The 15364-nt window shown below is 36.3% G+C and carries 15 protein-coding genes and 2 tRNA genes; 4 read left to right on the plus strand and 13 right to left on the minus strand.

All coding sequences use genetic code 11. The annotated features are described in order from the left end of the window. Positions 1-3: 3 nt before the first annotated feature. The 4 genes from BM088_RS05830 to prfB form a co-directional block, all read right to left on the minus strand. Positions 4-80: transfer RNA gene (locus BM088_RS05830), tRNA-Arg, on the minus strand. Between the two features lie 43 nt (positions 81-123). Continuing rightward, a tRNA-Ser gene (locus tag BM088_RS05835) sits at positions 124-216 on the minus strand. Between the two features lie 211 nt (positions 217-427). After that, entirely contained in the window at positions 428-1963 is a 1536-nt protein-coding gene (gene lysS / locus BM088_RS05840; RefSeq protein WP_091981450.1) for a lysine--tRNA ligase, read from the minus strand. A gap of 42 nt (positions 1964-2005) precedes the next feature. Then, positions 2006-3104, minus strand: a protein-coding gene (gene prfB, locus BM088_RS05845) for a peptide chain release factor 2 (RefSeq protein ID WP_143085039.1) whose coding sequence is annotated in 2 segments (ribosomal slippage) — positions 2006-3028 and positions 3030-3104 — 1098 coding nt in all. Because the reading frame shifts where the segments join, the coding sequence is not laid out codon by codon here. 190 nt (positions 3105-3294) lie between these two features. On the opposite strand from prfB, the gene BM088_RS05850 reads away from it, so the two are divergent. The 3 genes from BM088_RS05850 to BM088_RS05860 all read left to right on the plus strand — a co-directional run bounded on the left by BM088_RS05850 (position 3295) and on the right by BM088_RS05860 (position 5609). Then, entirely contained in the window at positions 3295-3849 is a 555-nt protein-coding gene (locus BM088_RS05850; protein WP_091981454.1) for a sigma-70 family RNA polymerase sigma factor, read from the plus strand. A gap of 1 nt (position 3850) precedes the next feature. After that, positions 3851-4558 (plus strand): DUF3379 family protein, encoded by a 708-nt coding sequence (locus BM088_RS05855; protein WP_091981458.1) that lies wholly within the window; start codon positions 3851-3853, stop codon positions 4556-4558. Positions 4559-4769: 211 nt separating this feature from the next. Further along, positions 4770-5609, plus strand: a complete 840-nt coding sequence (locus BM088_RS05860; protein ID WP_091981462.1) for a Tim44 domain-containing protein — start codon at positions 4770-4772, stop codon at positions 5607-5609. 133 nt (positions 5610-5742) lie between these two features. On the opposite strand, the gene putP is transcribed toward BM088_RS05860, so the two are convergent. Then, complete coding sequence (putP, locus tag BM088_RS05865) at positions 5743-7227, minus strand: sodium/proline symporter PutP (protein ID WP_091981466.1); 1485 nt, start codon at positions 7225-7227, stop codon at positions 5743-5745. A gap of 261 nt (positions 7228-7488) precedes the next feature. Between putP and BM088_RS05870 the strand changes: the two genes are divergently transcribed. Then, on the plus strand, positions 7489-8706 hold the full coding sequence (locus BM088_RS05870) for an EAL and HDOD domain-containing protein (protein WP_091981470.1): 1218 nt from the start codon (positions 7489-7491) through the stop codon (positions 8704-8706). A gap of 61 nt (positions 8707-8767) precedes the next feature. On the opposite strand, the gene BM088_RS05875 is transcribed toward BM088_RS05870, so the two are convergent. The 8 genes from BM088_RS05875 to BM088_RS05910 are packed head-to-tail and all read right to left on the minus strand — an operon-like array spanning position 8768 to position 15364. Next, positions 8768-9499, minus strand: coding sequence for an MlaA family lipoprotein (locus BM088_RS05875; protein ID WP_091981474.1), 732 nt, complete (start codon positions 9497-9499; stop codon positions 8768-8770). 12 nt (positions 9500-9511) lie between these two features. Further along, positions 9512-10843, minus strand: a complete 1332-nt coding sequence (gene ccmI, locus BM088_RS05880; protein ID WP_091981477.1) for a c-type cytochrome biogenesis protein CcmI — start codon at positions 10841-10843, stop codon at positions 9512-9514. Then, complete coding sequence (locus BM088_RS05885; protein ID WP_091981480.1) at positions 10843-11322, minus strand: cytochrome c-type biogenesis protein; 480 nt, start codon at positions 11320-11322, stop codon at positions 10843-10845. The genes ccmI and BM088_RS05885 overlap by 1 nt, the downstream gene beginning before the upstream one ends. Before the next feature lie 2 nt (positions 11323-11324). After that, complete coding sequence (locus tag BM088_RS05890; RefSeq protein ID WP_091981484.1) at positions 11325-11921, minus strand: redoxin family protein; 597 nt, start codon at positions 11919-11921, stop codon at positions 11325-11327. Continuing rightward, the gene (locus BM088_RS05895; protein ID WP_091981487.1) at positions 11918-13912 is read right to left on the minus strand and encodes a heme lyase CcmF/NrfE family subunit; all 1995 of its coding nucleotides are present in this window, start codon (positions 13910-13912) and stop codon (positions 11918-11920) included. The genes BM088_RS05890 and BM088_RS05895 overlap by 4 nt, the downstream gene beginning before the upstream one ends. After that, positions 13913-14395 carry a cytochrome c maturation protein CcmE gene (gene ccmE / locus BM088_RS05900; protein ID WP_091981490.1) on the minus strand — a complete coding sequence of 161 codons (483 nt, stop codon included), beginning with the start codon at positions 14393-14395 and terminating at the stop codon, positions 13913-13915. Beyond that, positions 14395-14595: a heme exporter protein CcmD gene (gene ccmD / locus BM088_RS05905; RefSeq protein ID WP_091981493.1), complete on the minus strand. Its 201-nt coding sequence runs from the start codon at positions 14593-14595 to the stop codon at positions 14395-14397. The genes ccmE and ccmD overlap by 1 nt, the downstream gene beginning before the upstream one ends. Further along, positions 14585-15364, minus strand: coding sequence for a heme ABC transporter permease (locus BM088_RS05910; RefSeq protein ID WP_091981497.1), 780 nt, complete (start codon positions 15362-15364; stop codon positions 14585-14587). The genes ccmD and BM088_RS05910 overlap by 11 nt, the downstream gene beginning before the upstream one ends.

A 15364-nucleotide genomic window follows, 5' to 3' on the forward strand; every position in this document is an offset into this window, starting at 1 on the left:
AAGTGGTGGGCGCAGGAGGAGTCGAACCTCCGACCGCCTGGTTCGTAGCCAGGTACTCTATCCAGCTGAGCTATGCGCCCACTTCATAATTACTTAACAAGACAACACCATATATAAAATAAATGGCGGAGAAGGAGGGATTCGAACCCTCGATAGAGCTACAAACCCTATACTCCCTTAGCAGGGGAGCGCCTTCGGCCACTCGGCCACCTCTCCGTCTTGTTGGGGCGTATAATAAAGAATTCAAAAAATAAGTCAAACCTTTTTACAAGGTATTTTATTGTCTGCTCAGACTTTACACACCATTGCTTATTTTATGTTTCATTAGAGTAAAATCAACTCAAAAAAGTATTTATTTAGCTTAAATAAAACAAAAAATAAACGCCGCTATTGCGGCGTTTTATTATTTAATAATGAATAAATAACTTTACTCAGCTTCTGGACGCATATGCGGAAACAAAATAACATCTTTAATTGTCGGTGAGTCAGTAAATAACATTACTAAACGATCAATACCAATACCTTCACCAGCCGTTGGCGGTAAGCCATACTCTAGTGCACGAATGTAATCTTCATCAAAATGCATCGCTTCATCATCACCTGCATCTTTTTCTTCAACTTGACGCGAAAAACGCTCAGCTTGATCAGCTGCGTCATTTAATTCTGAGAAGCCATTAGCTAATTCACGGCCACCAACAAAAAATTCAAATCTATCAGTTACAAATGCATTATCATCATTACGACGCGCTAATGGCGATACTTCCCAAGGATATGCTGTAATAAAAGTAGGTTGAATCAATTTATGCTCGGCTGTTTCTTCAAATATCTCACATAAAAACTTGCCTGGACCCCAAACACACTTTTCAGGAATTCGAACGTTTACTTGTTTTGCGTAAGCTTTCAATTCCTCAAAATGGTTTTCTGGATCTTGAAAAACTTCAGCTTTAAAATCTGGATTATACTTTAAGATTGCATCTGCCATAGTAATACGTGTAAATGGTTGACCAAAATCATACTCAACTGTATCGACAACTTCACCCGCTTCATCTTTTGTTGTATTAATCACAATAGGTGAACCAAGTACGTCAGTAGCAACTGTACGTAACATATCTTCCGTTAAGTTCATTAGGTCATTATAGTCAGCATATGCTTGGTAGAATTCAATCATAGTGAACTCTGGATTATGACGGGTAGATAAACCTTCATTTCTAAAGTTACGGTTGATTTCGAATACACGCTCAAAACCACCAACAACTAAACGCTTAAGGTAAAGCTCTGGTGCAATACGTAAATACATATCGATATCTAACGCATTATGATGTGTTTCAAATGGACGAGCCGTTGCACCACCAGGAATAGTTTGTAACATTGGCGTTTCAACTTCCATGAAGTCACGCTCAGCTAAGAAGCGACGAATACCTTCAACGACTTTAGAACGGATACGGAATGTTTTACGTGTCTCTTCGTTAGTGATCAAGTCAACATAACGTTGGCGGTATTTAGTTTCTTGATCAGATAGACCATGAAATTTCTCAGGTAATGGGCGTAATGATTTAGTTAATAACTGATACTCAGCCATATCTACGTATAAATCACCTTTACCTGATTTATTTAACGCACCCGTTACACCAATAATGTCACCGATATCTAATTGACCATATTTTTCTTTTAAATCTTTTTGTACTGGTTTTGCTGCATATGCTTGAATGCGGCCTTTCATGTCTTGTACAACATAAAAAGGACCACGTTTAGCTAAAATACGACCCGCAATTGATACTACCTGGTTTAATTCTACTAATTCTTCTTTTGACTTTTCGCCAAACTCAGCTTGTAAGTCCAAAGTATAATGTTCACGATTAAACTGGTTAGGGTGACCATTTGCGGGGCAGTTTTCACGGATTGCGTCTAATTTGCCTCTACGTTCTGCAATTAGCTTATTTTCATCTTGAATTTGATCTGTCATTTTCAACTCTTTATCGATTCTATTATCTATTCGTTATATTAATTACAAGCCTGATTTAAGGCTTGCTTCAATAAATCTATCTAAGTCACCATTTAGTACAGCTTGAGTATTACGGTTTTCAATTCCCGTACGTAAATCTTTAATACGAGAATCATCAAGTACATAAGATCTAATTTGACTACCCCAACCAATATCTGATTTAGCATCTTCCTGAGATTGCTTTTCAGAATTTTGCTTTTGTAACTCTAGCTCAAACAACTTAGCTTTAAGTTGTTTCATTGCGTGCGCTTTATTTTTATGTTGTGAACGTTCATTTTGACATTGCACAACCGTATTTGTTGGTACGTGTGTAATACGTACTGCTGATTCAGTGGTATTTACGTGCTGACCACCCGCACCTGATGCTCGGTATACATCAATGCGTAATTCAGCAGGATTAATATCGATTTCTATATTGTCATCTATTTCTGGGTAAATAAACGCAGAAGCAAATGATGTATGGCGACGGCCACTTGAATCAAATGGGCTTTTACGTACTAAACGGTGTACGCCTGTTTCTGTACGTAACCAACCATAAGCGTATTCGCCTGATACTTGAATTGTTGCACCTTTGATACCCGCAACATCTCCTGGCGTTACTTCAATGACTTGTGCTTTAAAACCTTTAGCTTCAGCCCAACGTAAATACATACGAAGCAACATTTCACACCAGTCTTGGGCTTCTGTTCCGCCTGATCCTGATTGTAAATCTAAATATGCGTTATTTTCATCTTGCGCACCAGAGAACATGCGACGAAATTCAAGTTTCTCTAATTGTATAACTAGAGCCTGAGCTTCTGATTGTGCTTCAACAAAGGTATCTTCATCTTCGGCTTCAACAGCTAATTCAACTAAGCCTTCTACATCTTCAACACCGGCGTCTAAAACATCAATTGTTTCAACTATTGCTTCCAATGATGACTTTTCTTTACCCAACGCTTGTGCGCGCTCTGGTTCATTCCATACTGCAGAATCTTCAAGTTCAGCATTCACTTCTTCTAACCGCTCTTTTCTCAGAGGGTAGTCAAAGGTACCCCCTAAGCATATCGGTTCTTTCGCGAATATCCTTGATTTGATTCATCACAGGGTTCACTTCAAACATTCAATTGCTCCATAAAGCCAAGCTTAAATTATAAGGCGCAAATATTAGCAAAAAAAACACGCTTTTATTAGCTCTAAACTGACTATTTAATGAATAATGTAAAAAATAATAAATGATATTGTGTTTACCTGTACTTTCACCTCAGGGCTATTGATAATATAGCCATCAAAAAAATATAAGAATAATTACAATGTTCGGAAATAAAAAATCTGATCGTCAGGTCATATTGGATATGGCTGATAAACAAAAACGTTATGAAGCACTGGTTCAAACATACCACAGCGAACTTTATAGGTTTGCATGTTGGTTATGCAGAGATCCCAGCATTGCTGAAGACGTATTACAAGAAACCTTTTTACGTGCTTGGCGCTCATTAGACTCATTGCTTGATCAAAAAGCAGCGAAGTCTTGGCTGATCACAATATTAAGAAGAGAAAACGCACGCCGTTTTGAGCGTAAACAATTTGATTACTCTGATGTTGAACAAGATACCCTAGTTGATACAACAACTGATTCTCTTGAGCAGAATATGGAGCAAACAAATTTACAACGTCAAATAATGAAATTGCCTGATGAATATAGAGAGCCTTTATTATTGCAAATAGTCATGGGATGTTCAGGCGAAGAAATTAGTACCATTTTAGAACTGAATAAAAATACCGTAATGACTCGACTATTTAGAGCAAGAAACCAATTAAAAGACTCAATGACAAACCCTCAAGATCAAATAAGAGGAGTAAAATAGTATGGATGAGCTAGAATTTCGCCGCCGCCTTTATGCAGAACCCCATGTGCAAGATCCATTATTAGATGAGTTTGCACAAACGGATCCTGAACGAAAAAAGTTCATGAATGATATAAAACAGCTAGACAAGGATATTGAGCAAGCGTTAAATATTCCTGTACCAGAAAATCTAGCAAGTAAGTTAATCCTAAATCAAGCGATTGATTCTCACAGAGTTGAAAAGAAAAAACGCCGAGTACATTTAGCAATTGCAGCCTCGGTTGCATTTAGTTTTAGTGTTTTAGTTAATTTCTCTTTAAAGCAAGGGCCATTAGATATAGGACAACATGCATTAGCACATGTAAATCATGAAATTCGTTCACTGGATCCAACGGATAGAAGATATCAAATAGATCAAGTAAATACACAACTAGCATCTTTTGGTGGGCACGTGTCTAAGTTACCAGGTGAAATTACTTATTCCACTTTTTGTGATTTTGACGGTCAAAGGAGCTTACATTTAGTATTTCAAACCGAACAAGGGCCGGTAACCTTATTTATTGTGCCTTCGATAAATGGCTATAAGGCAGAATCTGAATTCAAGAATGAACGCTTTAATGGTCAAATTTATCAAACTAAAAAAGCAAACATCATTATGGTCGGCGATAAAGGCCAAAGCTTAAATAAATATCAAAAGCAACTCGCTGATAATATCATTTGGGAAGCTTAACCAACTCTCCCCCGTATTTTCGCGGGGGGAAACCACTCAAATTCACTCATCTAAATTTCAACTGAACAGTAATCAAACTTTAAGTTAAGCTTATATTTTTATTATATTATTTTAAATTTTAAAACAACCACGTACTTATTCTCCATTTCACATTGACAAGCACTTTGTAGACTCTACAATCGTGACCGAATTATTTTTAAACAGGTCAGTTATGAAAAAACTATTTATAATCTTTACGCTTTTTACTTTAATGCTAGGAACCAGCTTTGATTCCGAAGCCCGAAAAAAATTTGGCAGCCGTAGCAAAGGTAAAACACAACAAACTACTCAAGCAAAAAAAACAGATACAACTACACAGCAAAAAACAGAGCCAAAGAAATCTTCAAGTAAAAAAGGCTTAATGGCCGGGATTTTTGGTGGCCTACTTATGGGTGGCTTGATAGCCTCTATGATGGGTGGTGACTTTGAAGGCTTGCAAATGATGGATATGCTATTGATGGCATTGGTCGCATTTGTATTATTCAAATTATTTAAAAGCTTTATGCAGAAAAAAGCACAAACACAATCTGCTTATGCTGGCCCTCAAAGTGAGAATTTTTCTAATCAGCAGCAAAAAGATAATGTAACACCATTTACAACAGGCTCTGCTAAACAGTCTGAAGAAGTCCCATTTAACTTACCTCAAGGTTTTGATGTAAGTGGGTTCTTAAAAGGTGCTAATGATCATTACCATACACTTCAAAAAGCATGGAATGAAAATAATTTAGAAACAATTCAAGAATATGTTTCAATTGAATTATTTAACGAGTTAACAGCTGAAAGAAAAGATGTTGAAAACGTTGATACGCAAGTTGTGTTTGTAGATTGTGAATTAGCCAGAGCAAATACTAGCCCTATTTTATGGGAAGTCAGTGTTAAGTTTTCGGGTAAGTACCGTGATTTAACAGAGCAAACAGATGAGCAAGTTATTGATGAAGTTTGGCATTTAGAAAGAAATCTCACTCAAGCTGACTCTCCTTGGTTAATTGTTGGTATTGAAGATAAAGCATAATAGCCCTTCTATTAAGGCTACTATCTGGCAATAATTACAACGACAAAAAAAGCATATTCATAGTTTGAATATGCTTTTTTATTAGCTAAAAATAATACCAGATAATGGCCTTATTTAAATTTCCTTGAAAAATTTAATGTTCCTTAAGCATCTCATCGAACTTACTTGAAACTGACTTGTCAGGTTCACCTGAGAGCTTACTTACCATAATGATAGTCAAAGTACATAAAATAAAGCCCGGTACTAACTCATACATAGTTGCACTTAGCGATTGACCATTTATTGTAATTGGCGCATATATCCAGAACAATACTGTTGCAGCACCTACAACCATGCCAGCTAACGCACCATTACGATTCATTTTATTCCAGTAAAGACTTAATATCACAACAGGACCAAACGCAGCACCAAAACCAGCCCATGCATTACTGACTAATGTAAGAATAGAGCTATCTCTATCATACGCTAAGAATATAGCGACTAAAGCCACTAAAAATACAGAGATACGACCAACTAAAACTAACTGCTTATCCGTTGCTTCTTTATTTAAAAATGCTTGATAAAAGTCACCCGTTAATGAACTAGAAGTCACTAATAATTGAGATGATATCGTACTCATAATTGCAGCTAAAATTGCAGCCAATAAGAAACCTGCAATTAATGGGTGAAATAAGATCTGTGAGAGTAAAATGAATATTGTTTCCGGATCATCTAATTGAATTCCCGTTGACGCAACATAAGCAATGCCAGCAAAACCCGTCGCCATTGCACCTATCAGCGATACTATCATCCAGCTCATTCCTATACGTCTTGCAACAGGCATATCTTTAACTGAACGAATCGCCATAAATCTTACAATAATATGTGGCTGACCAAAATAGCCTAATCCCCATGCCATTGCAGAGATAATTCCTAGCAAGCTCACGCCATTAAACATATTTAATAATTCAGGATTGATAGCTGTAATAGACTCATGCATTTTGTCTATTCCGCCAACTTCATTTATTGCAACAAATGGCACTAAAATTAAAGCAACAAACATGATACAACCCTGAACAAAGTCAGTCAGGCTTACCGCTAAAAAACCACCAAACAAAGTATAAGCAACCACAACACCAGCAGTAACATAAAGACCTAACTCATAATTCATGCCAAATGATGATTCAAATAATTTACCGCCAGCAACTATCCCTGATGAGGTATATAAAGTGAAAAATACGATAATAACAACAGAAGAAACCAGTCTTAACATACGAGACTTATCTTCAAATCGATTTTCAAAAAAATCAGGGATGGTAATAGAGTCATTCGCAATTTCAGTATAAGTACGTAACCTAGGAGCAACGATTAAATAATTTAAAAATGCGCCTATAACAAGACCTATACCTATCCATAGACTACTAATACCAGAAAGATACATAGCACCTGGTAATCCCATCAGCATCCAGCCACTCATATCTGAAGCACCAGCAGATAATGCCGCAACACTAGGGCTCAGACTTCGACCACCCAACATATACCCAGATACATCACTAGTTGATTTTTTATAAGCATAAAGACCTATGCCTAACATGACCATAAAATAAATAGCCAAAGAAACGAGAGTACCTAATTCCAAGCTAATCTCCAAACAAATTAATTATTATTGCGTGAATAATAACATTATTGAAGAAATCAATACTACTATAACCTATGTAGTTAAAACGAAAACACCCTAAATACATTTACAAACAAACATAACTATAAAGACTGAATTAGATGAAAAATGACACAATAGGATCAGATAATTTAAAATTTATAATGAAAAAATCTCCCATTTACAATATATTCGAAGTAGCAGAACAATAAACTGAGCATTTAGGATACAGGTCCATAATTTATGTATTTTTACGCAGCAAGACAACCAATATTAGATCGCAACAAAAAACTCTTTGCTTATGAGTTATTATTCCGTGATAGCTTAGACAATGTATTTCCAAATATTGATGAAAATGAAGCAACTTCAAAATTAATTGAAGGTAGCCAGCTTGGTTTAGATGATATGACAGGCGATAAACCTGCATTTATCAACTTTACACTTGAAACACTTCAAAAACGTTATGCAACGATGCTAAATAAAGAGCAAGTTGTCGTTGAAATTCTTGAAACCGTACAACCAGGCAAGCGACTACTCGCTATCGTTAAAGAGCTTAAAGATTTAGGCTATACCCTTGCATTAGATGATTACATTCACAACCCTGTGTGGAAGCATTTTTATCCATATATCGATATTATTAAAATTGATTTTTTAGAAATGCAGATGGATGAAATTCAAAATGTTATTAAAGATGTTTCAGAGTTTCCCAATGTGAAATTTTTAGCTGAAAAAGTTGAAACTCATGAGCAGTTTCAGGCTGCATTAGATATGGGATTTGAATATTTTCAAGGTTATTTCTTTTCAAAACCAGAAGTCATTCAGAGTAAAAATCTAGCACCATCACAAATGACTTTGGCTGAACTGCTTTATGAAACCTCTCAACCAGAAATGGATTTGAAAAAAATCACAGATGTTTTTCAACGCGATGTAAACTTAGCTTATAAATTATTACGCTATACAAACTCAGCTGCATTTAATCGCAGAGCAGAAATCAGTACAATCAAGCAAGCGTTGGTCGTGTTAGGTTTAGAAGAACTAAAAAAATTCTTATCCGTACTATTCACAGCACAAGTTGCTTCAACAAAACCCCCTGAATTAATGCGACTATCGCTTACTCGTGCAAGGTTTGCTGAATGTTTAGCGATTAAACATGGACAAATGAAAGATACTGCAATGGCCTTTTTAGCTGGCATGTTTTCTTTAATTGACGGAATATTAGATCAAAAAATGGAAGACATTTTAGAAAAACTGCCGTTATCAATTGAGATTAAAGATGCAATTCTCAACAAAGAAGGACTTATCGCTGATTACCTTTCTTTAGTTGAACATTATGAACTAGCCCAATGGGATGATGCTAAAGTTATTTCTGAGCGTTTAAAAATAGATGTTAAAAGCATACCTGATGCATATCATGACGCTGTAAACTGGGCTAATACGCAAATGGATGCAATGTCTAAATAAAACGAGTTCAAATAAAAAAGCTTGAATATGATATTCAAGCTTTTCTTGGTTATTATTTATTTTAAAGCTCTTCTAAGAAGTCTTCATCAAAGTCTTCAACCTCTTCCTCTAACGGAGGGTTACCATCATAAAGGTCATATACTTGACGTTGTAAATACGCTTCTTTTACAAATATATAAGGATCTAAAGATTCATTCAATAACGCTTCTTGAGGAATTAAAGATGCCCTAGCTTCTAAGGCTTTTATTGCAAATAACAAAAATGATTGTGGCATAGATAAAGCGATAGAAGGGATCACAAAACCATCAATAACGTCACCTGATATATTTCTTGCAGTACTAGGGCCATAAGCAGGCAGCATCAGATAAGCACCATCATCAACACCCCAAACACCCAAGGTTTGACCAAAATCTTCATCAATTTGCTCTAAACCTATCTCAGATGCAACATCAAAAAAACCAAATATTCCCACTGTTGAGTTTATTAAAAATCGCGCTACACTTACCCCTGCGTTACCAACCTTCCCTTGCAGCGCTGCATTTATGCCATCAACGGGTTCATTGATATTCTCCGCAAAATTAAGTAAACCTCGACGTACTGGCTGTGGTGTTATTGCAACATAACCAACAGTTGCAGGTCTTAAAATATATGAATCTAAAATATCCATATTAAAGTCATAAACAGGTCGATTGACTGTTTGCAGAGGATCTCGATCATCTTGATTTTCTACTGGTATTTGAGCACAGCCAATCAGTGAAAATAAAATGAGAAAAAGCACGCCATTTTTAAGCATTAAGATTCCTTATTAAAGTAGTTGATCAATTAAGACATTTACTTTAGGTGAATTTTTAACTTCAATAACTTTACTTTGCCCTTGAAGTTCTCCAGCAGCAGACATTACATTTTCATCAACTGAAACCCTAGCAGTAATAATTACCTGCTCAAACTTTGCTATTGACACCCCTTCAACCATTGCATTCTCTTCAGACAAAACAACGTCTAAAGGAAAACTGAATGCATTCTTTTTCACAACAGCTAACGGCATTCTAGGTCCAGAAACAGCCTTAGCAAAAACAAATAGTGTTGCATTATCAGGGATTTTTTGAATCAAACTTTCTGCTAACGTAATTGTCACTTTTATAGCATTAGCCTGTCCAGAAGAACTTTGTTCAAATTTGTTAAATGAAGCGTCAGTTGAAGTCTTTCTCAGCTGAGACTGAGCACCAAGAGTGTCATCAGTCTTTGTTGAAGATGGCGTAAGCTTAGCTGTAATTTCATCTACACGCGACTTAATCATTAAATAACGTTCATCATCTTTGCTCATTGAAGATAGCAATACATTAAAAGCAGATTTGGCTTCAGCTAAGTCACCACGTTCATATGCTATTAATCCTAACAAAGAAATAGCATCAAAATTATTAGGCTCTACAGCCAAAATATTAGTTAGCATTCTTCCAGCTCGATTATAATCTGGGTTACCACTAATGAGTATTAACTGAGTATAACTAAGTAAAACAGTGACATTATTTGGGTTTATTACAAGTGTTTTATCAAATGCTTGCATGGCCATTTTATAATCACCTAATGACATACTGACCTGCCCTAAGAGCATCCAGGCCATTTCATCTTCGCCTTGCTTAGCTATTTTAGTCCTTAATGCTAATGCAAACTGTTGCAGTTCATTTGAGGTTAAAGGTTCACCTTTTTGCATCATGGCACGTTCACCTAACTGAGGTAGTGCTAACTGTGCTTTTTCCCATTGAATTAATTGATTATGATTCCCAGATAAAGAGTAAAAAATAACAGTAAAGCTCAATAAAAATAAACTACCGGCAACCAATAAAGTAACGTTATTTCCTCTGAAATTGAGGTTTTTCTCAGGTGAAAGTTCGTTTAATAATCCGCGTTTTAATTCAATAACTGCAGATTTAAAATCTTCATTACTCATTTTTGATAACTGAACATCATCATCTAATTCAGCTAAACGTTGATGATAGATTTGAATACGCTGCTCATTTTCACCACTACTTTGTAATAAATGTTCTGCAGTTACATCTGATTTTCGGATAAAAGGTATAATCACAAAAAATGTTGCAACTAATACTAAAACAAACATGGTGAACCAAAGTGATATCATTAACTCAACTCCTGTTTATCTTCCACTGATGTATTTTGATATTTCAAAATTAATTTAGACAATTTGTCTTCATCTTTATCTGACCAATCTTGCTTTAACGATGATTTTTTTTGACGAAAAACGATACTGCCAAAACCAATTAATACGAATAAAATGGGTAAAATCCAAAGTACTAAAGTAGATGCTGTAACAGGCGGCTTGTAATGTACAAAATAACCATATCTATCAATCATATAATCAACAATATAATCTTTAGATTCATTTTTCTTTACAAGTTCAATCACTTTATCACGTAAATCTTTAGCCACAACAGCATTAGAGTCTGCAATGTTTTGATTTTGACATTTTGGGCACCTTAGCTCTAAGCTCAATTCTTTGAACAGTTTTGCTTGCTGTTCATTATGAAAAGTTTGCGCTTCTTCAACAGCAAAAGTAACAGCTGAAAAACTCATTAATAATACAAAAAGGAAATATTTCATTACTACAACTTAACCTCTTTTAACTCGGTAAACTTAGAAGCGAATTTGGCACGCCATATGCGCTCATTTAAATCACCTGTGTGGTGTAATAAAATAACACCTTTACTATCAACTAAAAATGTTTCAGGTGCACCAGACACACCTAAATCAAAAGCTAAGCTACGATTTAAATCAAATATATTGTATTGATATGGGTTACCAGTACGGGCAAGCATTTGAGAGACTTCATCCCTTAATGCTTGGATATTAAATTCACCATCAAAATCTGGATCATAACCCTGCTCAAGATAAAGACCAATAATGTTAACACCGCGCTCACGAAGCTTGGTTAGATATGGCAACTCAACTAAGCACGTTGTACACCAAGTACCCCAAACATTAATTAAATATACTTTACCGGCCAAATCTTTATCAGACCAAAGTTTATCATCGACCATTAAATCCGGTAATGTAAATGCGGGCACTGCTTGGCCTAAACGACCTGTTTGCAATTCTCTTGGATTTGAAAATAACCCTTTAAATAAAAATACACATAATAATAAAAAAATGATCAATGGCACAGCAAATACTAATTTACTCTTTTTATTGTCAGAACTCATAGTTGTACCTCAGCTGATGGCACTGTTTTTATTTTACCACTTTGCCTTTGTTCAGCGCTTGATGTGCCCCGATAGCGTTTATCTAATAAAATAAGTAATCCAGCAAAGGCCATAATTAAACCACCCAACCACATCCAACGAATATAAGGCTTATGATAAATTCTAAGGGCCCAAGCACCATCATTTAACTGTTCGCCTAACGCAACATATAAATCACGGGCTAATGAAGCATCAATTGCCGCTTCAGTCATAAACTGCATACCCACATTATATCGACGTTTTTCAGCATGTAACTCTGCCACTTTCTCGCCTTCAGAGTGCACACTTACAACAGCAGCATGACCAGTATAATTTGCACCTATAATTTCTTTTATGCCATCAAAGTGATATTCATATCCATTTAACTGAACTTGCTCACCCGGATGCATTCTTACATCGCGCTCAACGGAGTAAGCCGATGTTAAGGCTACACTCATAACTACACATGCAAAACCGATATGACCACTCACCATAGCCCAATAGCTATTAGTCAGTTGCTTCAGGCCTAAGGTTATACTTGTTTGTTTTGTAGTTTTTTCTACGATATCAAATAAAGTTGAAACAAAAACCCAAACAGCTAATAACACGGCCATAAATGTAATGGGCGCAACAAAATCGTAACTTGAATATAACCAAGCTCCAGTGATCACTATGCTAATAATGGCAACTAGAGCAAGTTTACTTTGCAGTGCATTAAATTTATTTTGCTTCCAACGCAATAGTGGTGCAATACCTAAAATAAAAGCAAAAGGAACTAATAAATAACTGAACATTTCATTAAAGAAAGGTTCACCTATTGAAATAGAACCCATACCAAGTTCTTTATGAACTAAAGGCAGCAAAGTCCCTAACATTACAATCAAGGTTGCAACACAAAGCAAAATATTATTACACCATAAAGCAACTTCTCGTGAAAACAAACGATAGCGTCCGGCACTATTTACCTTTGACGCTCTCATTGCATATAAAGCTAAACTACCACCAACAACAATTGCGAGAAAACCCAATATAAACATGCCTCGTCCAGGATCTGTGGTGAAAGCATGCACAGAAACCAATACTCCAGAACGTACAATAAAGGTGCCTAAAAGGCTAAATGAGAAGCCTGCAATCGCTAGTAGAACTGTCCAAGATTTAAAAACGCCGCGCTTTTCTGTTACAGCTAAGGAATGTAATAATGCAGTTGCGATTAACCAAGGCATTAGCGATGCATTTTCAACAGGATCCCAGAACCACCAACCACCCCAGCCAAGTTCTGAATATGCCCACCAACTTCCTAATGCAATGCCTAATGTTAAAAATAACCAAGCAGCTATAGTCCAAGGTCGAGACCATTTAGCCCAAGTATTATCAAGTTTCCCGGTTAATAATGCGGCGATAGCAAAAGAAAAAGTAACTGATAAACCGACATAACCCATATAAAGTAATGGCGGATGAATTATCATGCCTGGATCTTGTAATAGCGGGTTTAGATCATGCCCTTCTACAGGGTAATAAGGTAATAAAGATTCAAAAGGGCTCGACATAAGCAAGGTATAAACCATAAAACCAACACCTAAAAAACCTAATACACCTAAAACACGTGCACGAAGCGGCCAAGGTAATGATTTTGATGAAATAGATACAAGCGCAGTCCAACCTGCTTGCATAACAACCCATAAAAGCATTGCACCTTCATGCCCTCCCCAGGTTGAGGTTATTTTATAGTACCAAGGTAAGCTGCTACTTGAATTACTTGCAACATATACCAGCGTAAAATCATCAGTTAAACTGGCATAAACAAGTGCTGCATAAGAAAGAAAAACAAATACACACTGACCTAAAGCCAAAGCGGGTGCCGCACGCATCAATCTCAAGTTATTTGTATACGCTCCCCATAAAGGATAAATACATAATAAAATGGACAAACCTAACGCAATTGTTAGAGAGATATAACCCAGTTCAGGGATCATTTAGCTGTCTCCTTTAACTGTGTTGTAAACTGGTTTTTCATGTTTAATACCTTTAACAGCTTCGGCTACTTCCGGAGGCATATATTTTTCATCATGCTTTGCAAGCACTTCAAATGCTTCAATTGTATTTGGTGCAATGAGCTTTCCTTGCGCGACTATCCCCTGACCTTCCCTAAATAAATCAGGCAAGATCCCTTGATAAATTATTTTAACCGTTGGTCCGGTATCCATTAGTTTAAATTCAACATGCAATGAATCCTGATCACGCTGAACCGAACCTGGCACAACCATGCCACCGATTCTTAATTTTTGACCTACAAATGGTTTTTGTTTTTCAGGGCCTTTACCTTCAACTAACTCTGTAGGGGTATAAAATAAATTAATATTACCTTCCAGCGCATAAAGTACCAAAGCCACAGCAGTGCCTAAACCAAAAACAACCGCAAGTACCGTCATCATGCGTTTTTTTCTTCTTGGGTTCATTATTTTGACTCCTGTTTTGCTTTTTTAATGCGTGCTTCACGCTCTAATTGTTTACTAACTGCGTTTAATGTACGTTGATGACTCAATTTACTATCTAAAAAAATACCAAGCAATATCAAAGCACAACTTCCAAATGATAACCAAACATAGAAACCATACCCGCCCATAGAAATAAAATCTGAAAAAGAATTAAACTGCATTTTTATCTCCAACATTTTGATTTTCTAATTGAGTTTGATTTGTAATTAAACCTTTCACCCAAGGGCGATGTTTTTCACGTAACAATATTTCATTCTTTAATCGCATTAAAACAACAGTACCAACAAATGCGGCAAAGGCTAAAATATTAACCATCAGAGGCCAAAACATACTTGCATCTATTGCCCCACCATCAAATTTAGTAATAGTTGCACCTTGATGTAATGTATTCCACCATTCAACAGAGAAATGAATAATTGGTAAGTTAATGGCACCTACTAAAGCTAAAATACAGGAAGCTCTTCCTGCACTGCCTTTATCTTCAAAAGCATTATAAAGAGAAATCACGCCTAAATATAAAAATAATAAAATAAGCTCAGAGGTCAATCTGGCATCCCAAACCCACCAAGCCCCCCACATAGGTTTCCCCCATGCAGCACCTGTGATCAAAGCAATTAAAGTCATTGCTGCACCAACAGGTGCAATAGCAATCACTGCTAGTTCAGCATTTCTTAATTGCCATACTAAAGCTATGAATGCAGCGATTGCCATAGAAGAATATGCTCCCATAGACAAAATAGCTGATGGCACATGTATAAAAATTATTCTATAACTATCTTTTTGTTGGTAATCAGCTGGCGCAAAGCCTAAGCCCCAAACCCAACCTATGATAATACTCGCGACTGCTACCACAGCAAAATAAGGTAGCAGAGTATTGCACAATCGATAGGCTGTTTGCGCCTTAGCATAAGGATGTAACCACTTCCACAT

Source organism: Pseudoalteromonas denitrificans DSM 6059 (genome assembly GCF_900112265.1).
GTDB lineage: Bacteria > Pseudomonadota > Gammaproteobacteria > Enterobacterales > Alteromonadaceae > Pseudoalteromonas > Pseudoalteromonas denitrificans.